The organism is Providencia sp. PROV205 (genome assembly GCF_028479505.1).
Taxonomy (GTDB): domain Bacteria; phylum Pseudomonadota; class Gammaproteobacteria; order Enterobacterales; family Enterobacteriaceae; genus Providencia; species Providencia huaxiensis.
In genome coordinates, this window is record NZ_JAMPNU010000001.1 from 56458 (window position 1) to 82013 (window position 25556).

At 39.3% G+C, this 25556-nt stretch carries 24 protein-coding genes; 16 read left to right on the forward strand and 8 right to left on the reverse strand.

Features of this window, described 5'->3' with window-relative positions:
- Positions 1 to 5: 5 nt before the first annotated feature.
- On the reverse strand, positions 6 to 1247 hold the full coding sequence (moeA, locus tag PR800_RS00270; RefSeq protein ID WP_239979128.1) for a molybdopterin molybdotransferase MoeA: 1242 nt from the start codon (positions 1245 to 1247) through the stop codon (positions 6 to 8).
- Positions 1248 to 1696: 449 nt separating this feature from the next.
- On the opposite strand from moeA, the gene folE reads away from it, so the two are divergent.
- Together folE and yeiB are read left to right on the forward strand one after the other, a co-directional pair.
- The gene (folE, locus tag PR800_RS00275) at positions 1697 to 2356 is read left to right on the forward strand and encodes a GTP cyclohydrolase I FolE (RefSeq protein ID WP_004256561.1); all 660 of its coding nucleotides are present in this window, start codon (positions 1697 to 1699) and stop codon (positions 2354 to 2356) included.
- A gap of 3 nt (positions 2357 to 2359) precedes the next feature.
- Positions 2360 to 3505 carry a DUF418 domain-containing protein YeiB gene (gene yeiB / locus PR800_RS00280; protein WP_210848336.1) on the forward strand — a complete coding sequence of 382 codons (1146 nt, stop codon included), beginning with the start codon at positions 2360 to 2362 and terminating at the stop codon, positions 3503 to 3505.
- A 20-nt stretch (positions 3506 to 3525) separates the two neighbouring features.
- On the opposite strand, the gene sanA is transcribed toward yeiB, so the two are convergent.
- Positions 3526 to 4230, reverse strand: coding sequence for an outer membrane permeability protein SanA (sanA, locus tag PR800_RS00285; protein ID WP_004256559.1), 705 nt, complete (start codon positions 4228 to 4230; stop codon positions 3526 to 3528).
- Between the two features lie 367 nt (positions 4231 to 4597).
- Here sanA and PR800_RS00290 point away from each other — a divergent pair, with 367 nt between their 5' ends.
- The 5 genes from PR800_RS00290 (at position 4598) to PR800_RS00310 (ending at position 9444) form a co-directional block, all read left to right on the forward strand.
- Positions 4598 to 5293 carry a carbohydrate-binding family 9-like protein gene (locus PR800_RS00290; RefSeq protein ID WP_206275898.1) on the forward strand — a complete coding sequence of 232 codons (696 nt, stop codon included), beginning with the start codon at positions 4598 to 4600 and terminating at the stop codon, positions 5291 to 5293.
- Positions 5294 to 5461: 168 nt separating this feature from the next.
- The gene (gene murQ / locus PR800_RS00295; protein WP_239979130.1) at positions 5462 to 6379 is read left to right on the forward strand and encodes an N-acetylmuramic acid 6-phosphate etherase; all 918 of its coding nucleotides are present in this window, start codon (positions 5462 to 5464) and stop codon (positions 6377 to 6379) included.
- Between the two features lie 60 nt (positions 6380 to 6439).
- Positions 6440 to 7801 (forward strand): PTS transporter subunit EIIC, encoded by a 1362-nt coding sequence (locus tag PR800_RS00300; protein ID WP_102138388.1) that lies wholly within the window; start codon positions 6440 to 6442, stop codon positions 7799 to 7801.
- A 15-nt stretch (positions 7802 to 7816) separates the two neighbouring features.
- Positions 7817 to 8662, forward strand: a complete 846-nt coding sequence (locus tag PR800_RS00305) for a MurR/RpiR family transcriptional regulator (protein ID WP_102138389.1) — start codon at positions 7817 to 7819, stop codon at positions 8660 to 8662.
- Entirely contained in the window at positions 8662 to 9444 is a 783-nt protein-coding gene (locus PR800_RS00310) for a sulfite exporter TauE/SafE family protein (protein ID WP_102138390.1), read from the forward strand. Before PR800_RS00305 ends, PR800_RS00310 begins: the two co-directional genes overlap by 1 nt.
- A gap of 64 nt (positions 9445 to 9508) precedes the next feature.
- Here the strand turns inward: PR800_RS00310 and PR800_RS00315 are convergent, their stop codons facing one another.
- Both PR800_RS00315 and PR800_RS00320 read right to left on the reverse strand, forming a co-directional pair.
- Positions 9509 to 10390: a rhomboid family intramembrane serine protease gene (locus tag PR800_RS00315; RefSeq protein ID WP_272529912.1), complete on the reverse strand. Its 882-nt coding sequence runs from the start codon at positions 10388 to 10390 to the stop codon at positions 9509 to 9511.
- A 161-nt stretch (positions 10391 to 10551) separates the two neighbouring features.
- On the reverse strand, positions 10552 to 12249 hold the full coding sequence (locus PR800_RS00320; protein WP_102138392.1) for an NAD-dependent malic enzyme: 1698 nt from the start codon (positions 12247 to 12249) through the stop codon (positions 10552 to 10554).
- Positions 12250 to 12679: 430 nt separating this feature from the next.
- Here PR800_RS00320 and PR800_RS00325 point away from each other — a divergent pair, with 430 nt between their 5' ends.
- The 5 genes from PR800_RS00325 to PR800_RS00345 all read left to right on the forward strand — a co-directional run bounded on the left by PR800_RS00325 (position 12680) and on the right by PR800_RS00345 (position 16931).
- On the forward strand, positions 12680 to 13285 hold the full coding sequence (locus tag PR800_RS00325; RefSeq protein WP_272529915.1) for a hypothetical protein: 606 nt from the start codon (positions 12680 to 12682) through the stop codon (positions 13283 to 13285).
- Positions 13286 to 13356: 71 nt separating this feature from the next.
- Positions 13357 to 14079 (forward strand): hypothetical protein, encoded by a 723-nt coding sequence (locus PR800_RS00330; protein ID WP_232368199.1) that lies wholly within the window; start codon positions 13357 to 13359, stop codon positions 14077 to 14079.
- A gap of 10 nt (positions 14080 to 14089) precedes the next feature.
- Positions 14090 to 15472, forward strand: a complete 1383-nt coding sequence (locus PR800_RS00335) for a serine protease (protein ID WP_272529918.1) — start codon at positions 14090 to 14092, stop codon at positions 15470 to 15472.
- A 153-nt stretch (positions 15473 to 15625) separates the two neighbouring features.
- Complete coding sequence (locus PR800_RS00340) at positions 15626 to 16294, forward strand: hypothetical protein (protein ID WP_272529920.1); 669 nt, start codon at positions 15626 to 15628, stop codon at positions 16292 to 16294.
- Complete coding sequence (locus PR800_RS00345; RefSeq protein ID WP_272529922.1) at positions 16281 to 16931, forward strand: hypothetical protein; 651 nt, start codon at positions 16281 to 16283, stop codon at positions 16929 to 16931. Before PR800_RS00340 ends, PR800_RS00345 begins: the two co-directional genes overlap by 14 nt.
- Positions 16932 to 17088: 157 nt before the next feature.
- Here the strand turns inward: PR800_RS00345 and cdd are convergent, their stop codons facing one another.
- From cdd to metG, 4 genes are all read right to left on the reverse strand, one after another.
- The gene (gene cdd / locus PR800_RS00350; protein ID WP_004256516.1) at positions 17089 to 17976 is read right to left on the reverse strand and encodes a cytidine deaminase; all 888 of its coding nucleotides are present in this window, start codon (positions 17974 to 17976) and stop codon (positions 17089 to 17091) included.
- A 205-nt stretch (positions 17977 to 18181) separates the two neighbouring features.
- Positions 18182 to 18877, reverse strand: a complete 696-nt coding sequence (locus PR800_RS00355; protein WP_102138398.1) for a CidB/LrgB family autolysis modulator — start codon at positions 18875 to 18877, stop codon at positions 18182 to 18184.
- The gene (locus PR800_RS00360) at positions 18877 to 19344 is read right to left on the reverse strand and encodes a CidA/LrgA family protein (RefSeq protein ID WP_166266438.1); all 468 of its coding nucleotides are present in this window, start codon (positions 19342 to 19344) and stop codon (positions 18877 to 18879) included. Before PR800_RS00360 ends, PR800_RS00355 begins: the two co-directional genes overlap by 1 nt.
- 142 nt (positions 19345 to 19486) lie before the next feature.
- Positions 19487 to 21514, reverse strand: coding sequence for a methionine--tRNA ligase (metG, locus tag PR800_RS00365; protein WP_210843584.1), 2028 nt, complete (start codon positions 21512 to 21514; stop codon positions 19487 to 19489).
- Positions 21515 to 21772: 258 nt separating this feature from the next.
- Here metG and apbC point away from each other — a divergent pair, with 258 nt between their 5' ends.
- The 4 genes from apbC (at position 21773) to udk (ending at position 25535) form a co-directional block, all read left to right on the forward strand.
- Positions 21773 to 22885 (forward strand): iron-sulfur cluster carrier protein ApbC, encoded by a 1113-nt coding sequence (gene apbC / locus PR800_RS00370; RefSeq protein WP_102138401.1) that lies wholly within the window; start codon positions 21773 to 21775, stop codon positions 22883 to 22885.
- A gap of 223 nt (positions 22886 to 23108) precedes the next feature.
- Complete coding sequence (locus PR800_RS00375; RefSeq protein WP_004909264.1) at positions 23109 to 23669, forward strand: LemA family protein; 561 nt, start codon at positions 23109 to 23111, stop codon at positions 23667 to 23669.
- 86 nt (positions 23670 to 23755) lie between these two features.
- Positions 23756 to 24712, forward strand: a complete 957-nt coding sequence (gene htpX / locus PR800_RS00380; protein ID WP_102138402.1) for a zinc metalloprotease HtpX — start codon at positions 23756 to 23758, stop codon at positions 24710 to 24712.
- A 178-nt stretch (positions 24713 to 24890) separates the two neighbouring features.
- Positions 24891 to 25535: a uridine kinase gene (gene udk / locus PR800_RS00385; RefSeq protein ID WP_102138403.1), complete on the forward strand. Its 645-nt coding sequence runs from the start codon at positions 24891 to 24893 to the stop codon at positions 25533 to 25535.
- The last annotated feature ends 21 nt before the right edge of the window (positions 25536 to 25556 follow it).

Here is a 25556-nt window from a genome sequence, read left to right on the forward strand (position 1 = left end):
AGTTATTATTCACTTTTTAATAAATAGTTAAACATTTCGACTTCAACCATTTCACCTGCTTCAACACGCCCACGCTCTCGTTCAAGGACAATAAAGCAGTTAGCTAAACTAAATGAACTAAACACGTGTGAGCCTTGGTGACCCGTTGTGGCGACTTGTAACTGTCCTTGCTCATTGGTGCTTAGAATTCCTCGTTGAAAATCTAAACGGCCCGGGCTTTTCTTCAATGTGGTGGTAACTGGAACTTTAAAGCGTAGCGGGGCACGCCATTGGCTGTGCCCTGAAAGACGAGCAATCAGCGGTTGAACCAATTGGTAGAAGGTGAGTGCTGCGGAAACGGGGTTCCCCGGTAGCCCACAAAACCAAGCGTCACTCAGCTTGCCAAATGCAAAGGGTTTTCCTGGTTTTATAGCTAACTTCCAAAAACCAATCGTGCCTAATTCATCCAAAATTTGTTTGGTATAGTCGGCTTCACCCACGGAAACTCCACCACTACTGATCACTAAATCCGCGTGTTGGTTAGCTTCGATAAAGGTTTGTTTGAGTTTTTCTGGCGAGTCCGGTATCACACCTAAATCGAGCACTTCGCAGTTAAGTTTTTCAAGCATCAGACGGACGGTAAAGCGGTTAGTATCATAAATTTGCCCATCAGCTAAAGGAAGGCCGACCGCTTGCAGTTCATCACCCGTTGAAAAAACGGCAACTTTAAGGCGACGATATACGGTGACATCTGCAATACCCAGTGAAGCAATTAAAGGTAGCTGAGCAGTGGTAAGTAAGGTTCCTGCAGGGAACACCGCACTGCCTTGGGCAATATCTTCCCCAGCTTTACGAATATTACTGCCTTGTTTGATGGGGTGGGTGAATATAATCCCTTGTTCGGTTTGTTCTGTAGACTCTTGCATGACAACAGTGTCCACACCTTGTGGAATTGGAGCACCCGTCATAATACGCACGCAGCAACCCGCTTTGAGCTCACCTTCCATCGGGTTGCCAGCAAATGATTTACCTGCCACAGGCATTGGCGTTTTACCATCCCAATCGGCAAAACGTAAGCCATAACCATCCATCGCAGAATTATCAAATGGCGGAACATTGATAGGGGAAATTAGGTCTGTTGCAATGATGCGCTGTGCAGAGGAGGTCAGTGGAATGATTTCTGTATCTGTGACGGTTTTCGTTTGAGATAGTAATTTTTCCAATGCAACATCTAGAGAAATCAAATCGTTAGTATGACACTGATCCATAAATAATGACCCTCATTATTGTTATCTGCCTTGAGGCTTTAAAATGTGTTCGTAATGCATATTATGGCAGAAATCCATTAGTGGGTGAATGAATAGAAATTGATTACAGATAGCTTTTGGTCAGATTTAACCAGTAAGGTGGCATTATCACAAACAAAATTATGCACAGAATGGTTAATGCTTAGGTTATGTATTGTGTTACTTATTGGCGGGTTATTGGTTTTTCACCATTCAAGGTTAAAGGATTGAGAGAAAGTGTGATAAAAATCACGTTATATAAGGTGTTAAACCGTTTAAAGAAAGTAATCATTGGGTGAATGAATTACAGGGTTAAATGCAATTATTTCACGGCAATTATCTATGTTGTGCTGGATTATCTGTACCTGCTGTTTTAGAGTACCGCACACCTGCATTTTATAAAAATAGTAATACCATTTGTGGAGGCTCACATGTCATCTCTGAGTAAAGAGGCCGAATTAGTTCATGCCGCGCTGGAGGCTAGAGGCTTAGAAACGCCTTTACGTATCCAGCCAAAGTCAGGCGACGAACGTAAGAAACTGATTGAAGGGCACATGACAGAGATCATGACGCTGCTGAATTTGGATTTAACCGATGACAGTTTAGCTGATACCCCTCGTCGTATCGCAAAAATGTATGTTGATGAAATTTTTTCAGGGCTTGATTACGCAAACTTTCCAAAAATCACTTTGATTGAAAATAAAATGAAAGTGGATGAAATGGTCACGGTGCGTGATATCACGCTAACAAGTACCTGTGAACACCATTTTGTTACGATCGATGGAAAGGCTACGGTTGCCTATATTCCAAAAGACAAAGTGATTGGTTTATCGAAAATTAATCGCATTGTGCAATTTTTCTCACAGCGCCCACAAGTGCAAGAGCGCTTAACTCAGCAAATTTTGGTTGCTTTGCAAACATTATTGGGAACAACAAATGTGGCAGTTTGCATAGATGCGGTGCATTATTGCGTGAAAGCTCGTGGTATTCGTGACGCGACAAGTGCAACAACAACAACGTCACTTGGTGGGTTATTTAAATCAAGCCAAAATACACGGCAAGAATTTTTACGTGCAGTTCGTCACTTATAATTTATGACAACAACGACACCGTCAAGCCGCATTGACCAACTTGACGCTGTTCGTGGTATAGCAATTTTAGGTATTCTGCTAATGAATATCTTTGCATTTGCTTTACCACAAGCAGCGTATTTAAACCCTTACTATACCAATACAACATCCGATTCAGAGGCTTACCTCTGGGGTGTTTTCAATGTCCTTTTTCAAGGTAAAGTTCTCGCGATTTTTTCAATCCTATTTGGGGCAACGCTTGCTTTATTACACTCTCGCTCTCTTCGTTGGAACCAGTGCCGTTTATCTGTTTTAGCCCTATTCGGGGTGATCCATGGGGTTGGTTTTTGGGATGGTGATATTCTGTTGGCTTATGCATTAACCGGCTTGTTAGTGACCTATTTGCTTAATCAATATGATGATAGTTTATTATTGAAAATAGCACTATCAATCTATTTGGTTGGGTTAGTTATTTTGCTCGTGTTGGGAAGTAGTATAGATCCCTCCGGTTTTTGGCAAACCTCGGATGAGCAACTGGCATTTGAATATGTGATGCATACCTCGGGGGGAATGGATGGTGTGCTTTATCGGGCGTCAGAGATGCTCAAAATGGTTGAAATGTTGGTTATCCAATATGGCTGGCAATTAGCGGCATTGATGATTATTGGCGCACTGTTAATGAAAAATGGCTGGTTACAAGGGCAATTTAGCGCTCAACACTACCGTCAAATAGCCTACATATTTATCTTGCCATCGATATTGGTCCAAATAGTTTCGCTATACATGCAAAGCCAATTTAATTGGAGTTATTTTTCAACATCAATCATTGGTTACATTATTAATGAGCTAGTTATTCCATTCCAATCTTTAGGATATATCGCTTTGGTGTATGGTTTTTGGGAAAAAATCGCAAATAACAAGGTAATCCATGGGCTGCAATATGTGGGGCGGATGGCGCTGAGTAATTATATTTTGCAAACGCTAATTTGTACCACACTGTTTTACCAATTAGGCTATTTTGGTCAATTCACGCGGGTTGAATTAATTGTCTTGGTTCCCATTATTTGGGGAATAAATGTATTGTTTTCTTATTATTGGCTGATGTTTTTCAGACAAGGCCCACTTGAATGGTGTTGGCGCAAATTAACAGCAAAGTTAATAGGTAGATGAGTATTTATCTACCTATATATCTACTTCAATTTATTGACTTCATCCGGTGAAACCGCCGGATAGCCTTTAATTCCGGCTGGCATTTTAATCGGGGCTGGGATCGATTCTTGTTCACCTAAAAATTTAGGCTCCCGTTTTAAGATATATAAATCTGCCAGAGCGCCTAGCCGCGCAAACACTTCACGCACTCTCACTCTATACATCCCAGAAGGTGTCGGAACCGCTAAACATTGCGCATCAATACCTTTATGTTTGGCGATAAAGACCGCACGTTCACAATGAAAACGCTGGGTAATAATCGTAAAATTATCGGTATCAAACACTTTTTTAGTGCGTACTACGGAGTCTAATGTCCTAAAACCAGCAAAATCGAGCACAATTTTGGAGGCTGGAACCCCTTCTTTAATTAAATCTTTGCGCATGTTGATTGGCTCATTGTAATTATGAGCGCCATTATCACCACTGAGGAGCAAATATTTCACTTTTCCACTGTGGTATGCCTCCGCTGCGCCTTTAATGCGATAGGTATAATAGAGGTTATTAACACCAGAGGCATAATATTTGGATGTGCCGAGTACCATCCCGACATCGCGCGCAGGCAATTTTTCTACATCTTCATAGATATAGGGGGCGGTATCCCAGCTTATCCAGCGATCAAGCAACATTATGGTCGTAAATGCGATCCCTGCAAGAATAATAAGACCAAAAAACAGACGTTTCCTCATGTCCTAGCCTTGATAATAAAGAGTCATAATCCGAAATTGTCAGCCTCAGTAGGCCTGTGTCTCTAGGCTACTTGACTTAAATTAGTGACGCAAGTCGCGTAACGTAAAGTCATGTCAATGTCTGCACACTAATCGAAGTTGACTAATATTAAGCCTAATAATTGAATCAAAATTAATCAGACATTGGATGAAAAAGGTAAATCACGTTCTCATCAAAGAGTGATTCGCTTCACATCATGGTAGTTTTTATGGAATGAAGCTATATATTATGAAATTTTAATTCTATATTTTTAATTTGAAGTGAAATATTGTTTCTTTGACGGGTTTTTGTGAATAGCAGATCTTTAATTAGATAGGTGAGGAAAGTATGAAACTAACGACATTATTAGCCGCGAGTGCTGTGTTTGTTACCGCGAGTGTGGCAGCGAAAGAGTACCAAATCAATCATACCGATCAGTTAAAATCACTCAATGATGCGACTAAAAGTACGGAAGTCTGGGAAAAAGCAGAAATATTAACCGATTTTACGTACCCATGGGAAAAGGAAGCGGCTCCCAAAACAGATTTTCGCGCTTTGTGGAGTGATGACGCATTATATTTCCGTTTTATTGCAGATGATAAAGATATTCAGTTAGGTGATAACCCAGATAAAGACCAAGCGGTGTTAGATTCTGACCGAGTCGAACTCTTTTTTGCGACTAGCCCTGAACTAAAACCTTATTACACGGCTGAAATGGACCCGAAAGGACGTACTTTCGATGCAAAAGCTAATTATTACCGTGAAGTTGACCCAAGTTGGAACTGGGAGACATTACAAACCGTGGGTGAAATAACGCCAAATGGTTATGTATTAACGGGAAAAATTGATTTGGATGAATTTACCAAACTTAATTTATGGCAAGACGCAGACAAGCAGACACTAATGTGTGCCATTTTACGTGGGGAGTTCAGCGCGGGTGAACCTAAGCAAGTGCGTAAATGGATTAGCTGGATCAAACCTGATTCTGTTAAACCTGATTTTCACATCCCATCTGCCTTCGGAACCTGTAAGTTCGTAAAATAGAGCTATCGCCGGTGGCTTTCGTCACCGGTATTTTTTCAATACAGACCTATTATTGTGAGAAAGATCATAACCCGCAATTAAGTTGTACAAAATTGCAGTGATTTAAATTGAAATAAAAATTCATTTAATGTATTTTTTAATGAAATTAAATTTCATGAGGGCGTTTTAATGTCTCTAGCCGAAAATACTCTGAGTGACTGCCTACACAATGAATTCAATCAGGAAACACAACAGTTTTCACGGTTGGATACACTCTCGATGGTGAAGGTTATTAACCAAGCAGATAGTACCGTTGCAGGGGCCATTCAGGCCGTTCTACCCGCGATTGCCCAAGTGGTTGACGCGATTGCCGGATGCTTAAAACAAGGTGGGCGCTTGTTTTACATTGGGGCGGGAACCAGTGGCCGGCTAGCCGTGTTAGACAGTGCAGAATGCCCACCCACATTTGGCACTTCACCTGAAATGGTGCAGTCGATTATTGCAGGTGGCCAAAATGCCATGCTAAAAGCGGTTGAAAATATTGAGGATTCAGTAGAGTCAGCGATTGAAGAGCTAAAAAAACGCCAACTCTGTGCCAAAGATGTCGTGGTGGGTATTGCAGCCAGCGGACGCACACCATTTACCTTAGCGGGCATTGAATATGCTAATGAAATCGGTGCGTTAACGGTGGCAATTACTACGCGAGGCCGAGGGCTAGTCAGCGAAGTAGCAAAATTGGCGATTGCCCCCGATGTTGGCCCTGAAGTGTTATCAGGTTCGACTCGCATGAAAAGCGGTACTGCGCAAAAAATGATTTTAGGCATGCTAAGTACTTGTGTGATGGGGAAATTAGGCCGTATTCATACTAATTTAATGGTTGATGTTGTTGCGAGTAATATCAAATTACTGCGCCGCGCAGAACGAATTGTAAGTGAGGTCTGCGGTATTGATGAACACACCGCAGCAGAGCTATTGGCACAAGTGGATTATCATCCACGACGCGCAATTTTAATGCATGAGTTACAAATCAACGCACAGCAAGCGACGGACATCGTTCAACAGCATCCAAATACCACATTGGACAGCATGTTAGATACACACCGTTAATAAATGGGGATAGCGTGATGGAAAGCTAGCATATAGCTTAGCCAACACCGGGGGAATAATATGGCTAATAAGATAGAACATCTGGAAGTACTCGCCAGAGAAATAGAAAAATATGCGGGCGGCTTTGAGAACGTGGCAACATTAACTCATTGTATGACGCGTATCCGTTTAGTTTTAAAAGATAATAGCAAATTCGATGCTGAGGCCTTGAAGCAAATTGAAGGCGTAAAAGGCGTGATTTTCAATGGTGAACAGCAACAAGTGATTGTTGGGATGGGAACCGCAGCAAAAGTCTTTTCAGTGATGAACAAACGTATGCAAGGTAGTTCGTCCTCAACAACAGAAACGGCTAAGCCTACAGAAAAAAAAGCGTTCTCGATCCGTCGTACTTTAAATACGTTAGCCGCTATATTTGTCCCTACCATTCCAGCTCTGATTGGTTGCGGTCTTATTATGGGGCTAATCAATATCGTCCGCTTGGTTGCTCCGGGTGTTGTCGACCAATTCCCTGAGTTATTTAAGTTATTAAAATTGATTGGTAGCGCAGTATTTGTTTATCTTTCAATTATGATTGGGGTGAATACCGCGAAAGAGCTTGGTGCTTCCACCTCAATTGGTGCGGTCATGGCTGGGCTACTTTCGATGCCAGGTTTAGCGGATATCACCTTATTTGGCTCGAAATTAGTCCCAGGTAGTGGGGGGATTTTTGCGGTACTGATGGTGGTCGTTTTCTCTTCTAAATTTGAAGTGTGGTTTAGAAGTATCATTAAAGAAAGCTTAGATCTTATCGTGACGCCATTTGTGACCATTTTAGTCTCTGCGATGGTCGCAATTGTGGTGTTCCAACCCGCAGGACATTACTTAAACCAGATTTTGGCTCAAGGGGTTTCTGTCGCTTTATTAAATAGTGGCGGTGGCGCCGTGGCGACTGGCGGTATCTTAGGCGGCAGTTTCTTATTCTTATTACTAACGGGTTTACACCAAGGTTTGATCCCAATTCATGCTGAAATTTTGCAAACTTTTGGCCTGAATTACTTGTTCCCAATTTTAGCGATGGGCGGAATGGGGCAAGTGGGCTCGTGTTTCTGGGTTTATTTAAAAACCAAAAACCAACGTTTGAAAAAAACCTTAGTCGGTGCGTTGCCTGTGGGTATTTTTGGTGTCGGTGAACCGTTATTATTCGGTGTGTCATTGCCATTAGGTAAACCATTCATTGCGGGTTGTATTGGTGGCGCGGCTGGCGGGGCATTAATGGCATTCTTCCATGTCGGGATCATCATTCCTTTTGGAACAGCAGGGTTATCATTAATTCCATTAGTGGGTGATGGCCAAATCCTGGATTTCTTAATTGCTGTTGCGGGTGCATGGATTGTCGGGTTCATTGCCAGTATGATAATAGGCTTCACTGATCCAGAAAAATAATTAGAAGGAAAAGCCATGTCGACACTGACGGTAAAACTGGAAAGCATGCAGACACGCGGTAAAGGCACAGAACAACGTATTGCCACATTTTTGTTGGATAATCGCGAAAGCCTTATTGCGATGAATGCAGCGGAATTGGCACAAGCGGCTGGGGTCAGTAGTGCATCTGTTATCCGCTTTTCTCGCCAAATGGGTTACCGTGGCTACCCTGAATTTAAAGTCGATTATTTGTCGGATGAGAAGCAACACAAAGCGGAAAGTTTATACGGTAATCTGAGTCGTCACGATGATACTTCTCAGATTATCGCCAAAACAGGGCAAATGTTTATTTCGGCTATTGAAAAATCACTGGATTTACTTGAGCCATCTGTCGTAGATACCATCGCGCAAAAAATGTTTCAGGCCAAACGTATCGTGCTGTTTGGTGTCGGGTCTTCAGCCATTGTTGCCAGTGATATTTTCCATAAATTAGTTCGCATTAATAAACACGCACTGTTTAGTTATGATTTGCATGTTCAGCTAAGTTATTCGGCAAATTTGGGGCCGGAAGACCTTGCAATTGCGGTAACAGCGCGTGGAAATACTCAAGAAATCAATAGCATGCTTCGAGCTGCAAAAGAAACAGGTTGCCCGACAGTCGCACTGACGCGGTTTGGTCAAGATGAAGCGATAAAGTTAGCGGACTTCGCCTTGCCTTATTTTTATGATGAGCAACATTCCCAATTAGGCATCATCACCCCCCAAGTGTTACAGATGATTACTTTCGATACATTATTTTTTAAATACCTCACGTTAGCAGATAGTGATGCAAATGAAGCATTACAAAAAGGGCGACGCGCACTGATACAAGGCAAGAGTTAATGATTGTAACGGAGTTAGCGATAGGTGCACTTATTGGGCTGATTATTAGCACAACGGGTGTCGGTGGTGGTGTGATTGTATTACCGATACTGACCTATTTTTTTGGGCTGAATGCATTAGCAGCCGTAGCCACGGCCAATTTCCTTTCGATGCTAATGAAGGTTTCTTCTTCTTATATGCATTTTCGCTTAGGCAATATCCCCTTTAAAGGTGCGCTCATTGTATTAGCGATTATGTTGCCGAGCACCTTTCTTTCTAGTTTGCTTGTGACATGGCTTGGGGGATTACCGGGGTATGAAAAACAAGTCGAGTGGGGTATTAACCTGTTAGTGGCTGCTGCCATTATCTTTTCGCTCTATTTATTTGTTCAGCGAATGTTTTTTGTTTCGATCATCAAACAAGAAGCGGCAAAAGGAGATCAGCTAAAATCCATGGCTGTGCCAGCTGTTCTAGCGGGTGTTGTACTTGGTGCAACTGGAGTTGGTGGTGGGGTGGTTGTTCTCCCAATGTTGTTGCGCTATATGCAACTGAATATTAAGCAAGCAATTGGCACATCGATTTTTGTAACAACTGTGTTGTCTGGCTCTTCTGCTTTGGCCTATGCGCAAGACGGTTATACCGATTTAAAATTGGCGCTGATACTGTGTGCGGGGGCATTGATTGTGATGCCACTGGCTAAATATTTACTGATCCGTTTATCCGAACGCACTTTCCAATACATTACATTGTTATTAATTACCTGTAGCGCAGTTATGATGACAATGAATTTATTCACTTTCTAGATTTATGTCCTATTATTGGCGGCATCAATAATAGGACTGCTCTCTTACCAAAAAACAGTATTTTTTATTGCTGATTAAGTTCTTTTGCCATTTCTTGGTAAATAAACTGGCGCTCATAGTTTAGGTCTTCGTCTTGTAAGGAAGAAAACTGGCTGAGTGTCATTGCCAGTAAGGTGGCAGCTATAAGTACAATTAAGCCACTAGAAAGCAGTTTTGCCCGAAATGTTGCTTGTGGCGCAAGCACAAAAGCACCGCTAATAGCCGCACCAAGTACAGCACCACCAATATGAGCAGCGTTATCAATACCTGACTGCAAACCATTGATGAGAGTTAGCGCAATCATCCCAATAATATTATATAGCGGGCGTTTTAATTGGTTGCGTTCTTCAAGAGAGAGACTTGGGGTATTAATTCTTTTTAATAAATCAATTACAGAAGCGGCAGCTAACCCCATAATAGCGCCAGATGCGCCAATACCCACGGTAATATACACTGTGTTATCAGGTAAATATAAATTATTCCACGCATTCATTGATGCTCGGTTCGCTACTGCATTAATGGCTTCACTGTATTGCCAATAAGCACTAAAAAATGCCGCGCCAATACCTGAAAATAGGTATATCGCGAGCATCCTAAATTTCCCATAGGTACGTTCGCATTCAATCCCAATAACAAACAAAGCCAACGTATTCAAAGCAAGGTGCATACCACCTGAGTGCAATACCATACTAACTGGATAGCGCCACCAATCCCCCGTTAATGAAAGTTGGTAAACATTGGCACCAAATAACAATAAGTTATTTTCTTGAGAATCGAGTGGGGCGGCATAATTGAGTTGATAAAAATAAACAACAATATTCAGTGCTACAATAAAAAGCGTTAGAGCTATTGCCCATAGGGAAAACTTAGGTTTTTGTGGAATAGCAGCATTGAGGTCGCCAGTCATGTCAATATCCTATTAATCAGCCATGGCCGTTATCTTAAATAAGTGATTTGTTTAGCGCAATTTATCATTATCTGAGAAAACAGACATTCGTTTTTCGGGAGCTATAAAAAACAAAAAAGGAGCTCTAAAGAGCCCCTTTCAATCAATACCGTTATGACAAATTAAAACGAAGTACGTTTATAAGTACGGTACTCAGGCTTCCAGAAATTACGTTCAATGGCTTCATCAAGAGCGCTATCCGATGTGACGGTTGCCACACCTTGAACTTGTGCTTCTTTGGCAACTTGTTTAGCAATAATGCGAGAAACATCTTGGATATCAGATAGCAGAGGCAATAGCGCACCTTCACCATTTTTAGCAAGAGGTGAACAGCTGGCGAGAGCGCGGCTGGCGGCCATTAACATGCCATCAGTAACGCGTTTAGCACCAGAGGCGATCACACCAAGACCGATACCCGGGAAGATATAGGAGTTGTTACATTGTGCAATTGGGAACACTTGCTCTTTGTAAGATACTGGGCTAAATGGACTTCCTGTTGCGACCAATGCTTTTCCATCAGTCCAATTGATAATATCTTCTGGGCGAGCTTCAACACGTGACGTTGGGTTCGATAATGGCATCACGATAGGGCGTTCACAGTGCTTATGCATCTCTTTAATGATTTCTTCTGTGAATAACCCAGCTTGGCCAGACACACCAATCAATATGGTTGGTTTGGCATTGCGTACGACATCTAACAGTGAAATTGAGTCACTGTTAACATCCCAGCTGGCTAAATTCTCACTGTTTTGCGTTAACTTAGCTTGGAAATCGAGTAAATTAGGCAGTTTATCGGTTAATAAACCAAAGCGGTCAACCATATAAATGCGTGAACGCGCTTCTTCGTCGCTCAAGCCTTCGGATTTCATCTGGGCGATGATTTGCTCTGCAATACCGCAACCTGCGGAACCGGCACCCAAGAAAGTCACGCGTTGGTCGCTTAGCTTACTGCCTGCAGCATGGCTGGCGGCAATTAAGCTACCTAATGCAACGGATGCAGTGCCTTGAATATCATCATTAAAACAGCAAAGCTCATCACGGTAGCGGGTTAATAAAGGCATCGCATTTTTCTGAGCGAAGTCTTCAAATTGGAGCAATACGTTTGGCCAACGGCGTTTTACTGCTTGGACAAATTCATCAAGGAATTCGTTGTATTCATCACCAGTAATACGTGGGTGGCGCCATCCCATATATAGAGGGTCATTCAGACGCTGTGGGTTGTTGGTTCCTACATCAATAACAATAGGCAAAGTATAAGCAGGGCTGATACCCCCACAAGCGGTATAGAGAGAGAGTTTCCCAATTGGGATACCCATACCGCCGATACCTTGGTCACCAAGGCCTAAAATACGTTCGCCATCGGTAACAACAATCACTTTCACATTTTGTTTGGTGGCGTTTTGTAGCATGTCGTCGATGTATTCACGGTTTGGATAAGAAATAAATAAACCACGTGCACGACGATAAATGTCAGAGAAATGCTCACAAGCTTCACCCACGGTTGGGGTATAGATAATTGGCATTACTTCTGTCAGGTGGGCATCTATAAGGCGATAAAATAAGGTTTCGTTGGTATCTTGAATATTTCGCAGATAAATGTGTTTATCAATATCTGATTTAAAATCAATCAATTGACGGTAGGCACGTTCAACTTGTTCTTCGATGGTTTCAACTTGTTCAGGAAGTAAACCATGCAAGTTAAAATTTGCACGCTCTTCTTCGGTGAAGGCGCTTCCTTTATTCAGCAAAGGGAATTCAAGCAAAATTGGGCCAGCGTAGGGTATATAGAGAGGGCGTTTTGTTTCGTACTCATGTTCCATGAAATATCACTCTTCGGACGATTAATCAACAAAGTCAGGGTAGATCCTAAGCTAAACAGCAAATATGTACAGTAAATAATGATAAAAAAGCGTTAAAAAATTTACTGAAAAATATTGTGCATATGATAAGGAGTTTAAGCGCGAAAGGGAATGAAAGCCGATAACAGCATACTCATTACGGTAGGTAGATCACGGTTAGCCAAGTATGAATGAATTCTTTTTATCTCAGCGGGTTTTTAAACAATGGTTTAACTTCCTTATGGATAAATTTTCTTAATGTTTTTTTCTCTATTTTTAATGAGTTAGTGAGTGAAAAAATTAGTTTACTGTAAGCGAAATTATATTTTCAAATATCATATATTGCTGCATGTTTTTAACTGTTTTAGCTTAGGGTTATTAATTTATATTTCAATCTTGGGGTAAATCATAGATGAAAATTAAAAACATATTAATAATATTCATATTATTGATTATTTCTCTTTGCAATCTGTCATATGGAAATGGCTTTTTAACAAACAAAAAAGAGAAAGTAAAATCAGATAATATTGAAAATTCTTATAATAGTAAGAAAGAAATAGGTATTTTTATTATTTTGATTAGAGAATATATGAAGCAAGTGATGGTTGAATATAATAAACCATTATTAAATAAAGATTTTAATAAATACCATTATGAACACGCATTAGCTCATCTAGAAGTGCTTTTAAAACGTTTTGAAAATGGCAGTACTACGACTCGCAGGGATATTAGTTATCAAGAGGCTGCTGAAATAAATAAAAAAGCATTTGCAGCCTGTGACATGCCCTTTGATGCTTGGTTCTTTGCAGATGTTTTTGATGTCTTAGATCATGAAACTAATCAAAAAATTTGGGATGACATGCTAAATGCATTGGCGAATGATTCCCATGAAAGTGAAAAAAAAGTATTTTTATTTCTTTGGAATAAAATGAAAAATGTATCGGATTTAGATAAGATCGAAAAAAGCAAAAGATGGCTTAATAGACTTGAGCGCGTAATTATATCATTTAAATCATGATTGGAAATTATATTTTATTATTCTAGTTTTTATAATTTAATTATTATTAAATTAGTTCAATAGGTGAAGTTATGGAATTTGGTGTTTTTATCAGCTATATATTTAAGTTAATTATTAATGTATTTCTATTATTAATTTCTATAAATGTTTATGCAGAAAATAGACCGGGCTTTGTTTGTGGGCAGTTTAATAAGAATATTATAGAAATTCCTAGCGAGTATGTTTTTTTATTTGCTGAATATGAAGGGTATAGTTATTTTGACCCAAGGTTTATTGAAAATAAAAAAGGGTGTGAGGCTAATTTTAGAATTCTGCCAATGAGGATGTCATGGCCAGATTTAAAGCCATTTAGTGAAGTCAGCCATGATGTTAAAATGATAGAAGTCTATGTTGAGCCATTAAATAGTGACCCTGAAAAATATTTCAGTCATAAAAAAAATATATACCTAAATATGGGGAGGCTTAAAAGAAAGGGTGAACTATATTATGATGAGGAATTAGAACTTTATTTTAATGAGGTTTCTATTGAGTTTAAACATATTAATGGTAATAAAGTGGATGTCAATATAATAAAGTATGGTTACTATTGGGATGAAGATAATGGTGAAGTCAATGTTTTAATGGAGTGTTCATGGAGACAGTTAGATGATAGTTATCGGCGTTGTAAATTATTATCATTAATGCCTGAGTTTGGTCTTAAATATAGTGTTTCATTTGAATTTTCAAATCTTGTTAATTGGGAAACTATTCAAGACAAGGTAAGGCTATTTTTATCAGAACGTATTAAAAATTAGGGACTAAAATATGAATATTAATGGTCGTAGGCAGGGGAACTTAGAATTAATATCAACAGATTTATCTAATGCTACCCGAATTTTAATGGTTAGCAAAAGGCCAGAGCTTATGTATGATTATTTAGAAAGTAAAGGAGACCGTTATGCGAAGCTAGCAAATAGTGTGGTTAAAGGTGATTCTCTTTTAGGTGCTTTTGCGATGAATCACTTAGATGAGTTTAAATTAGAAAATGGGAAAAAAATTGAGAATATAGAAGATAAAATTCGATTCAAAATGGCAGAAAGGTATCTTGTCACTCTTTATAGTAGGTTTCATAATGAAGGGTTTATAATAAAAGGAGATATTAATCATGTTGAAGCAATGCAAATTCATAACGATGTTTTTGATAATTTAGATTATTCTAGAGACGCATGGACGTTAAAAATTGTATTTGATGTTATGCCTGAAGAAAATAGGGAAACATATTGGCAAACAGCTTTGAATTCAATAGGAGACACGGAAAAAGAAACATTATTGAGTTTGAACACGATGAGTTTTATGTTGGAGCGCTTAGAGGAGTCTCCAGCAAAAGATCAACCTAAAATTCATAATTGGATGAGAAAAGCCATTGATATTGATAATCTTATAGATGGATTAAATATAACAGCAAAAAAAGCATATAGAGCATTTTTTTCTTCGAAAACTATCGATAACATGCAATATAATAATTATATTCTATATAATACAGGAAACCCTTTAATTGATAGAGGAACAGAGCGTTTTTCATTTTGGGATTATCCTTCACAACATTTAGAATCATTTCAAGTACAAACAGATTGGCGTGGCCAAACGGAATTTACACATAAAAATCTATTGTCTGAATATTATTTAGAAAGACCTGACTATATATTACCAGAAACAGGCTTATTTGATTCACCATCAGTTAATTATCAACCAGATGTTGCTCATTATGATCGTATGATTGATGATTTAAGGGGAAATATGCCATCAATAAACAACAAGTCAACACCTCCAATTAAGTATCCACACAATATGGTAGATAAATCGATATTGGAAAGCACTTATCCAAAATCCGAACCGAATAGACAATTAGCACCTCGTACAACAAACCTACTTGATAGGTTTAAGGATAATGAAACACCAACAAATTATTATCTAGAACGCCCGAGTGTTGTTCTTCCGGGAACTTCCGGATTTAAAGACTTCCCTACAGATACCATAAGAAATAACCATCATTTTGAAAATATGATTGATAATTTAAGAGACAATATGTCATCAATGAATAATTCAATGGACTCATTTGATGATAAATACTCAATACCCTCAATGCCAAGTATACCTGAATTTAGTTATAGTGGTTATTCTTCTGGAGGATCTTTTAGTTTTAATTAATATTTAAAAAGTCCACTTATAATAAAATAAATTATTTTAATTATTTGTAATCGAATGGTGATTGCTGATGTTTGTTTGTATGTGGGCAATGTTTTTTTACATAATTGTTTTTAAGATTATTGGTTTCTAACTTTATGAATAACAAGGATGTATATGAATTATAAATTAATATTTTTGCTTTCAGTTTTTCTTCTCAGTGCTTGCCAAAATCCTCAAGGAAATAATGTAAAATATAATAAAAAGAATATAATTAGTTTTTGTGAAAAAAAAGGTGTTAAAACGCCACGTCTTTTCTTTATGCTACAGATGTTATACTTTTCTGAATCTAAGAATTTAATATTTGATAGAAAAAAATTAGTTATTTTTAAGGGTGAAAAAGATAATAACCCAATATTAGAATTCTTAAAGTATCCAAAGGAAGCATTTGTAAGAAAATTTGGCTATGAAGAAGCTATGGTTTTTTATCGCGAGAATTTGAATGAGATGGGAATGCCATACAATGCTTGGATTTTGGCAGATGTTCTGGATGTTGTTAATGAGAGAAGCAAAGAGACACTATGGCAACAGTTCATTTTTGTGATGAATAACAACGATCCTGCGAAGGAAGCTAAATTATTCATGTTGCTTTGGTATGCAATGGTAAGGGAAGCCGCTAAACCATTATCAGACAAGCAAATTAAAAGCAAAAGATGGCTGGAGAAGATGAGGCGGATTGCTTTAGTCAATAAGCTAGAGAGAAAGTTAGATTTTATGTTTGAAGAAATGATTAATGATTCAAAGTTTTATAATAAAAATCGAAGGGGTTCTCATGATATCATTTAAATCTAAATCTATTATTACATTAATTTTTATAATTTCATCATGTTTAAGCCTTTTAAATAAAGGTTATGCTTTTACTGATAAAGACAATATTCAAAAGGTTAATAATTCGGATGATAAATATTTTAGTATTTTTATTTATCTAGAAAAAGAATTTTTAAATAATCATATGAAGGCACGGGGTGAGTCATTTACCAGTGAAAAACGGAGTCGGTATCAAAAAGAAGTAAAATTAGCATATGGACGAATTATGAAAAATCGGAAAGAAAGTGATAACATTTCAATTGGTGATATTACACATCAAGAATTTATTAAAATAAAAAAAGAAGCGATGTTAAATACAGGAATTCCTTATGAAGGTTGGTTATTTAAAGATGTATTTGAAGTATTATCTATAGATAAACAGAATAAAATTATAGGGAAACTATTAAATAGCTTTTCTAATAAATCACTTAATGGTGAATCAGCGTTATTTGCTAGCATTTGGCTAGACATGAAAGAAGAAGCCGCGCAATCTGCATCGATAAAACAGCAACAAAGCCAAGCTTGGCTAGAAAAAATGCGAAAGATCCCTTTAGTTATTACATTAGAAGAGACGATAAATGAAACAGAAAAATTGTTTAATGAATTCACTTACTAGGGCATATATTAATCAAAACTAGTGAGTTCTATTATGGATGGCCACTTTGCAGGTAAATGGTTTTGTGAACAAGATTAAAGTTCTAATAGCAACTATACGGTTATTGCTGTTTATTCAAGCTCCCAGCAATAACCGTTATATTTAAATAAATATAAAATTAATCCAAATAAGCTAATTCAATATTTTGGCAACCCAATGCCTGTAATGTATTTTCGGTAACATACCAATGTTTGATAATTGCATCTTGTTTTTCAACAAACTTAGCTTGGTCGATGGCGTGAATATCTTTACCTGCAAGGTTAATCATAATTAAAGCGGCTTGTAGTGGCGGTAAACTTGGGTTGAATGCGGCATTTTCTGCGTAGCGTCCGGTAAACAGTGAGCCATCTTTTAATTGTAACGCAATTCCTGAATGGGATTGGCTATATGGTGCGTGAGATTGGTTTGCTGCTTCAATTGCTGCACTTAATAACCGGTCACGGCTTTGGTTTTTATAGCCATGGTCAACAGGGTCTAGCAGTAAAGTGGTAATATTGAGGTCAGACGGCCCAAATGAGTCGGGTAAATAGTGGTGTAGTACCGCAGGTGTGCGGCCTGGTAAATTCACCATAATTTTACCACCTTCACGTAATTCATTCATAAATTGGCGGCAGTGGCCACAAGGTGTGTAATTTACAGTAATTGAGGTAATCTGCGTTTCACCTTTCATCCAAGAGTGTGTCACTGCACACTGTTCTGCATGGATCACTTGGCCCATTGATACATGGCTAAATTCCATATTGGCACCAAAATACAAGTTACCACTTGCTCCACGTGCGATTGCACCCACGTTAAAATGGGAAATAGGAGTGAGGGCATAGGCAGCAGCAAAAGGCAATAATGCAAAGGCTAACTCAGCGTCGTCTACACTTGTTTCAGCTTTAATCTGTTTAACTTGTTCCGCCGTTAACATGCCTTGAAAATCAGATTTATCAATGATAGGTCTAAGTACTGACTGTAACTTTTCTGGAAGCTCGGCCCAAGCGGCCTTAAATCTTGAATGCATGAGTTACTCTCCCTATTTAATTGTTTTTATTCTATTCAATAATACGTAGAACTATATGTGATAATTGTCACTATTTTGGGTGTAATATATGAAACATATTCTTTTGTTGTGAGATATATCTCATATTTTATCAGTGTGCGTATGAGCAAGAGGCTATTGAACTCCTCTTACCCATATATTTGGTTATTGGCTTAATGAATTAAGCTTAGCTAAAAAGATGTAAAATGACAGGGAATATAAACGGGGCAATAAGCGAGGTGATAACCCCACAGGTCATTAATGCAAGGGAACTATAAGCACCTTCAATGTAATTCACTTCGGCACAGCGGGCAGTGCCTAGGGCGTGGGAAGCAGTTCCCATCGCGAGCCCTCTTGAGGCGTGGGTTCGTACACGCAGTACATCAAATAAGCTATGGCCAAACATGGCGCCTAAGATCCCAACAAACAACACGCAAGCGGCACTAATCGCAGGGATCCCACCAACCGAATCAGCGACAGCCATCGCAATAGGGGTAGTTACCGATTTAGGTAAAATAGAACCCGCTATATCCGGGGTTGCCCCCAACCATAATGCGATGGCAGCACCGCTGAACATGGCCACTAAACTACCTGCAAAACAAATGCTTAATAAAGATTTCCACTGGGCACGAATTTGGTGCATTTGTTCGTAAAGTGGAAAAGCGAGCGCAACGACTGCGGGTTGTAGTAAATCATTGAGTATTTTGCTACCTGCAAAATAGTGCTCATAAGAAGTATTTGTGACGACCAATAGCGCAATCAATACCGCAATAGTAATTAATAGTGGGTTTAAAATCGGTAACTTAAATGTGGTCGACAACTTACGAGCCAAATAAAACACCACAATAGTCAGCGGCAATGACCACCAAATATGTTCTAACATTATTCATTCCCCTTAGTTTTATCATTATTAATGACCGAAGAAATTGGGTCTTCGGGGGGTAAAGGAACGTCATCAGGTTGAGCCCCAACGACAGGGCGTTCCTTATGAATATAGTTGGAACTGATGGCGACAACGACCATAACGATTAAGGTACTAACCACACAGGAAACGATAATAGGAACCATTTGTTGGCTAATTAATTCATAGTAATTCATTATGCCAACACCAATAGGAACAAACAGGATGGTCATGTTTTTCAACAAAATGCTGCAACCGGGTTGTGCCCACTTCGCGGGGATAATTTGTAACGCAAGCAATATGAATAAAATTAACATGCCGACAATGCTGCCGGGGATGGAGAATGGAAGTAGTGTTGAGATAAGGTTTCCAATAATTAGGCAAAGGTAGAGTATTGCGAAAGCTCGCAAATACTGCCATCCCGTTATCAGTACCTGTTTAAATGACATGAGACTGGTCCTGTAATGTAATATCTATTCATCATACAATTAACTTTATTATTGTGCTACCGATCACAATAAAAAGCCAATAAAAAATGGAGAGTCTTTAACCCTCCATTTTTGATGAATAGCAACTCAATTTAATGCGTTGTTATTTAACTTGCATACCGGGTTGTGCACCACTATCAGGGCTGAGTAAGAAGATATCTTTACCGCCAGGGCCAGCAGCCATTACCATGCCTTCAGAAACACCGAAACGCATTTTACGTGGCGCGAGGTTGGCAACCATCACCGTTAAACGGCCTTCTAAAGCTTTAGGGTCTGGATAAGCGGAGCGAATACCAGAAAATACTTGGCGCGTTTCACCACCGATATCTAATTGTAATTTCAGCAGTTTGTCTGAACCTTCAACAAAATCAGCTTGCTTGATTAATGCAATTCGCAGGTCAATTTTCGCAAAATCATCAAAAGTGATGGTTTCTTGAATTGGGTCGTCAGCGAGTGGCCCTGTGAGTTGTTGTACTGGTTTAATGCTCTCTTTTGAAGCTTCAACCATTGCATCCACTTTTGCCATTTCAATGCGGTTAAACAGCGCTTTGAACGGAGCGACGCTGTGGTTCAATAACGGGGTACTAATCGCATCCCATGACAGTTCACTATTTAAGAAGGCTTCAGCACGCTCAGTGAGGCCGGGTAAAACCGGCTTCAGGTAAGTCATCAGAACGCGGAACAAGTTGATGCCCATCGAGCAAATGTCTTGCAGTTCTTGATCTTTACCTTCTTGTTTTGCCACAACCCAAGGGGCTTTTTCATCAACATAGCGGTTTGCGATATCGGCTAATGCCATAATTTCACGGATCGCTTTGTTATACTCACGATTGCTGAAATCTTCGCCAATAACGTTAGCAGCATCAATAAATTGTTGGTATAGCTCAGGCTCAGCCAGATTTGCCGATAATTTGCCATTGAAGCGTTTAGCAATAAAGCCCGCATTACGTGATGCCAAGTTAACCACTTTATTGACGATGTCGCTGTTGACGCGCTGTACGAAATCTTCCAAATTGAAATCGATATCATCAATACGAGAAGACAGTTTTGCGGCATAGTAATAGCGCAAGCAGTCAGCATCTAAATGATCTAAATACGAACGGGCGGTAATGAATGTTCCGCGAGATTTAGACATTTTTGCACCGTTGACGGTGACATAACCATGCACAAATAGATTTGTCGGTTTACGGTACTGGCTACCTTCTAACATAGCGGGCCAGAACAGGCTGTGGAAATAGACGATATCTTTACCAATGAAATGATAAAGGTCAGTTTTCGAATCTTTATTCCAAAACTCGTCAAAGTCGAGGTCGCCGCGTTTGTCACACAGGTTTTTAAAGGAGCCCATGTAACCGATAGGGGCATCTAACCAGACATAGAAATATTTACCTGGCGCATCTGGAATTTCAAAACCGAAATAAGGTGCATCACGGGTGATATCCCATTGTTGTAGGCCTGATTCGAACCATTCTTGCATTTTGTTGGCGACTTGTTCTTGTAATGCGCCTGAGCGAGTCCACGCTTGAAGCATGTCGCTAAATGCAGGAAGATCAAAGAAAAAATGTTCTGAATCACGCATGACAGGTGTGGCGCCAGAAATCACTGAACGTGGGTTAATCAGCTCTGTTGGGCTATAGGTTGCGCTACACACTTCACAGTTATCACCGTATTGGTCTTCGGCTTTACATTTTGGACAAGTGCCTTTAACGAAGCGATCCGGTAAAAACATGCCTTTTTCTGGGTCGAAAAGCTGTGAAATAGTGCGGTTTTTAATAAAACCGTTATTTTTCAGTTTCCCGTAAATCAGCTCTGATAAAACTTTGTTTTCTTCACTGTGTGTGGAGTGGTAGTTATCATAACTAATGGCGAAACCAGCAAAATCGTTCTGATGCTCTTGATTCACTGCCGCAATCATCTCTTCTGGCGTTACGCCAAGCTGTTGAGCTTTAAGCATGATTGGAGTTCCGTGCGCGTCATCGGCACAGATAAAGTGAACCTCTTTGCCGCGCATTCGCTGATAACGGACCCAAATATCAGCCTGAATGTGTTCCAGGATATGACCAAGATGGATTGAACCGTTAGCATAGGGTAACGCACAGGTTACCAGTAATTTATTCGCGACTTGAGACATAGTAACTTTCTTACTTCCATTATTTGAAAAGGGTCTTTGATGTTAACCGATCAAAACCATCGCTGCTAGGGGTATAAAATATTAATTGGAAATTTGTTTGAAAAGAATTTTTACCTCTTCGTGGCTTTTCCTATCTCGATATAATAACTTTCTTCCTGTTCTCTGTTATGATTAATCTCAGTCAAAGTATATCCGCCCAATTTTCTGTAACTTATTCTAGGATATACATAGTTCAAAAATATAAATAAAGGAGCCGGGATGAACGATAAATCCCCCGAGCAGAACAAACCAGAACTGCTGACTGAACAAGTCTCCAAAGTTTTGGCTTCATTTACACACCCAACACTGCAACGTAATTTGGTTTCTATCAAAGCGTTACATCATTGTGCAATGTTGGACAACGTGCTGCATGTCGAATTAGTAATGCCATTCGTTTGGAAAGGGCCGTTTCAAACTTTAATTAGTGAAAAAACCGCTGAATTAAAGCAACAAACAGGGGCTCATGCTGTTGAATGGAAACTGCGCCATGATATCACCACATTAAAACGTGCGAATGATTTGCCGGGTATTAATGGTGTTCGTAATATCTTAGCCGTCAGTTCAGGTAAAGGTGGTGTTGGTAAATCCAGTACTTCTGTGAACTTAGCGCTCGCGCTGGCGCAAGAAGGGGCAAAAGTCGGTATCTTGGATGCGGATATTTACGGCCCATCAATTCCAAACATGTTAGGCACTACCTTAGAGCGCCCAACCTCTCCAGATGGTCAGCACATGGCGCCAATTATGGCCTATGGCTTGGCAACCAACTCCATCGGTTACTTAGTAACGGATGACAACGCCATGGTTTGGCGTGGCCCAATGGCAAGTAAAGCATTAATGCAAATGCTACAGGACACGTTATGGCCTGATTTGGATTACTTAGTTATCGATATGCCACCAGGAACAGGTGACATCCAATTAACACTTTCCCAAAACATCCCTGTAACAGGGGCGGTGGTGGTGACAACACCACAAGATATCGCCTTGGTTGATGCCATGAAAGGCATCGTGATGTTTAAGAAAGTCAATGTCCCAGTACTGGGTGTCGTTGAAAACATGAGCGCGCATATTTGCAGTAATTGTGGCCATGTTGAGCCAATTTTCGGTACCGGTGGTGCTGAGAAATTAGCCGAGAAATACCATACTAAATTATTGGGGCAGGTGCCTCTGCATATCTCTTTACGTGAAGACCTTGACCGTGGCCAGCCTACTGTCATGCGTGATCCAGAAGGTGAATTTGCAGATATCTACCGTGAAATTGCTTCAGGTATTTCAGCCTTGATGTATTGGGAAGGGGATAAGATCCCAACAGAAATTTCTTTCCGTGCCGTTTAACTGGTTGCAGCTTAATTAGTTATAGAGCAAAAAGGCTATTTAGTTTTACCACTGGATAGCCTTATTTATTGTTGATGCTTTTCTTTACTAAACACGTTTCTTTTAACCTTCTATTTTTCTGAATTGTTCGCGGAACATTTCTTTATTGAGTCATGTTCGCGTAGAATAGCCACATCTTTTATTTAATCAGTTTTCTTTCTACGGGTAACCCGAAAAGGTGACTATGAAATTTTTAATTTTTATTGTTGTCGTGGTGCTGATCGTTATTTATTTTTATAACCGTATCGTTGCATTGCGAGAAGCTGTTATTTCGAGTGAAACAGAGATTTCAGTTCAATTAGATCGTCGTGGAAAAGTATTTGATAGCTTATTAGCAACAGTTAAAAAATATTTAAGCCATGAAACCGAAGTGTTCAGTAAAATTACTGAGCTACGGACGCAAGCACAAAATGCGACAGGGGATAAAGCCCGTGAAGCCGAAGATGCGCTTTCAAAAATGGTGACAAGTGGGGCGATTAATGTCGCAGTTGAAGCTTATCCTGAGCTAAAATCTGATGCCATTATGGCAAATTTACAAGAAGAAATTGTTTCTTCAGAAAATAAATTGTCATTTGCTAAACGTGGTTATAACCGTTCATTAGAAACTTATAATGCGTATATTGCTTCTATGCCAGCAGCGCTAATTGTTGGCATTATTCCTAGCTTAAAAATTTCAAAGGAATATTGGCGTCTTGATGAAGAAACCATTAAGACTGAGGAATCTCGTCGTATTAATTTCGATTAAAAAGCGCTTAGCCTTTGAAGTGATAAATCATCGGAATGCCTTATGGTGTTCCGATATTTTATGAGCGGTAGATAACAGGTCACATTATGGATTTTAGAAACGTCATTCGTAAAAATAATATTCGTACACGTTTGGTGGTGATGAGCTATATTTTTTTAATGCTAATCATTGGCTTACTGGCTGATGTTGCAACGCATCCAAATGAGCAATTGGATTTAGTCGATAATGCAATGATGTTTGTGACATTCCATGAATTACCTATCGCTACTTTTATTGTTTTAGGCTTAACTTTCCTTGGGTTAGTTTATATTCATTTTAGAGGCCATAAAATGATGTTAGCAGGGATGAATGCCAGAGAAATCACCCAAGAAAATGCGAACAGTCCCCAAGAGAAGCAACTTTTCAATATTATTGAAGAATTAAGTTTAAGTGCCAGTTTAGGCTATATTCCCCGTTTATATATTTTAGAAACGGATGAACCGAATGCTTTTGCCGCAGGATGGAATAATCGAAATGCACTTGTGGGAGTGACAAGAGGCTTATTGCAAACGCTTAATCGACAAGAGGTTCAAGCGGTTCTTGCTCATGAAGTTGGCCATATTATTCATGGTGATTCGAAATTAACCTTGTATGTTGGCATTTTGGCCAACGTGATTTTAACCGTGACTAATTTATTTAGTCAGATTTTTATTCGTACGGCAGGGCGCAGCCGCAATAATGCCGCGAATAAAGCGCAAATGATCCTATTAGTTCTGAATTTTGTTTTACCGTGGATAACACAAATCCTCTATTTTTATTTATCTCGTACCCGTGAATATATGGCAGATGCCGCAGCGGTGGATTTGACCTCAGATAACCAAGCCATGATAAGCGCACTGAAAAAAATCTCAGGTAACCATGAAACCCATGAATATGATAACAGCACGACTGGGCAAGCTTACCGAAAAGCCGCTTATATTTTTAATAAAGGGGATTCTGTGTTTTCAACCCACCCCTCGATTGAAAATCGCATTGCAGTATTAGAAGGAAAAAAACAGTTTTAGTGTATAAATGACATTTTGTACGCTTTGATTTACGGCATTTCCTCTCAAATGGGTGTTTTTTTAGCGAACTTTGTTGAGGTATGCTGGAACAACACGCCATTACCCCCTATAATTCCGCCAACATGACATTTTACTGTTGTGTATTTTCATTTCTAATATTCAACCAGGTTATCATTTTATGACTGACATAGCGCATCACTGTACCATTGTAGGTATATCGGGAGCCTCTGCATCTGGCAAAAGCTTAATTGCAAGCACGTTATACCGTGAGTTAAGAGAACAGGTCGGTGATCATAATATCGGTGTTATTCCAGAAGATTGCTATTACAAAGACCAAACCGAGATCCCAATGGAAGAACGCCTTAAGGTAAATTATGACCATCCCAACTCGATGGACCACAGTTTGCTTTATGAACATCTTAAATCACTGAAAAGTGGTCAAGCAGTAGAAATTCCACAATACGACTATGTCGCTCATACACGAAAACAAAAAACCATCACGTTTAAACCTAAAAAAGTCATTATCATTGAAGGTATCTTGTTATTAACAGATAAACGTTTACGTGGTGAAATGGATTTTTCTATTTTCGTTGATACACCGCTCGATATTTGCTTGATGCGCCGTATTAAACGTGATGTAAATGAAAGGGGCAGAACGCTTGATTCCGTTATTGACCAATATAATAAAACGGTTCGCCCAATGTTTTTGCAATTTATTGAGCCATCAAAGCAATATGCCGATATCATTGTACCGCGCGGGGGGAAAAACCGTGTAGCGATTGATATTTTGAAAGCGAAAATTGGCGAATTCTGTCAAGATTAAACCGCGCAGAAATTAAAATAA

Excerpts from the sequence above, each read along its gene's own strand:
- moeA (WP_239979128.1), bottom strand. The coding sequence starts at position 1,247 with ATGGATCAGTGTCATACTAACGATTTGATTTCTCTAGATGTTGCATTG.
- folE (WP_004256561.1), top strand. The coding sequence starts at position 1,697 with ATGTCATCTCTGAGTAAAGAGGCCGAATTAGTTCATGCCGCGCTGGAG.
- yeiB (WP_210848336.1), top strand. The coding sequence starts at position 2,360 with ATGACAACAACGACACCGTCAAGCCGCATTGACCAACTTGACGCTGTT.
- sanA (WP_004256559.1), bottom strand. The coding sequence starts at position 4,230 with ATGAGGAAACGTCTGTTTTTTGGTCTTATTATTCTTGCAGGGATCGCA.
- PR800_RS00290 (WP_206275898.1), top strand. The coding sequence starts at position 4,598 with ATGAAACTAACGACATTATTAGCCGCGAGTGCTGTGTTTGTTACCGCG.
- murQ (WP_239979130.1), top strand. The coding sequence starts at position 5,462 with ATGTCTCTAGCCGAAAATACTCTGAGTGACTGCCTACACAATGAATTC.
- PR800_RS00300 (WP_102138388.1), top strand. The coding sequence starts at position 6,440 with ATGGCTAATAAGATAGAACATCTGGAAGTACTCGCCAGAGAAATAGAA.
- PR800_RS00305 (WP_102138389.1), top strand. The coding sequence starts at position 7,817 with ATGTCGACACTGACGGTAAAACTGGAAAGCATGCAGACACGCGGTAAA.
- PR800_RS00310 (WP_102138390.1), top strand. The coding sequence starts at position 8,662 with ATGATTGTAACGGAGTTAGCGATAGGTGCACTTATTGGGCTGATTATT.
- PR800_RS00315 (WP_272529912.1), bottom strand. The coding sequence starts at position 10,390 with ATGACTGGCGACCTCAATGCTGCTATTCCACAAAAACCTAAGTTTTCC.
- PR800_RS00320 (WP_102138392.1), bottom strand. The coding sequence starts at position 12,249 with ATGGAACATGAGTACGAAACAAAACGCCCTCTCTATATACCCTACGCT.
- PR800_RS00325 (WP_272529915.1), top strand. The coding sequence starts at position 12,680 with ATGAAAATTAAAAACATATTAATAATATTCATATTATTGATTATTTCT.
- PR800_RS00330 (WP_232368199.1), top strand. The coding sequence starts at position 13,357 with ATGGAATTTGGTGTTTTTATCAGCTATATATTTAAGTTAATTATTAAT.
- PR800_RS00335 (WP_272529918.1), top strand. The coding sequence starts at position 14,090 with ATGAATATTAATGGTCGTAGGCAGGGGAACTTAGAATTAATATCAACA.
- PR800_RS00340 (WP_272529920.1), top strand. The coding sequence starts at position 15,626 with ATGAATTATAAATTAATATTTTTGCTTTCAGTTTTTCTTCTCAGTGCT.
- PR800_RS00345 (WP_272529922.1), top strand. The coding sequence starts at position 16,281 with ATGATATCATTTAAATCTAAATCTATTATTACATTAATTTTTATAATT.
- cdd (WP_004256516.1), bottom strand. The coding sequence starts at position 17,976 with ATGCATTCAAGATTTAAGGCCGCTTGGGCCGAGCTTCCAGAAAAGTTA.
- PR800_RS00355 (WP_102138398.1), bottom strand. The coding sequence starts at position 18,877 with ATGTTAGAACATATTTGGTGGTCATTGCCGCTGACTATTGTGGTGTTT.
- PR800_RS00360 (WP_166266438.1), bottom strand. The coding sequence starts at position 19,344 with ATGTCATTTAAACAGGTACTGATAACGGGATGGCAGTATTTGCGAGCT.
- metG (WP_210843584.1), bottom strand. The coding sequence starts at position 21,514 with ATGTCTCAAGTCGCGAATAAATTACTGGTAACCTGTGCGTTACCCTAT.
- apbC (WP_102138401.1), top strand. The coding sequence starts at position 21,773 with ATGAACGATAAATCCCCCGAGCAGAACAAACCAGAACTGCTGACTGAA.
- PR800_RS00375 (WP_004909264.1), top strand. The coding sequence starts at position 23,109 with ATGAAATTTTTAATTTTTATTGTTGTCGTGGTGCTGATCGTTATTTAT.
- htpX (WP_102138402.1), top strand. The coding sequence starts at position 23,756 with ATGGATTTTAGAAACGTCATTCGTAAAAATAATATTCGTACACGTTTG.
- udk (WP_102138403.1), top strand. The coding sequence starts at position 24,891 with ATGACTGACATAGCGCATCACTGTACCATTGTAGGTATATCGGGAGCC.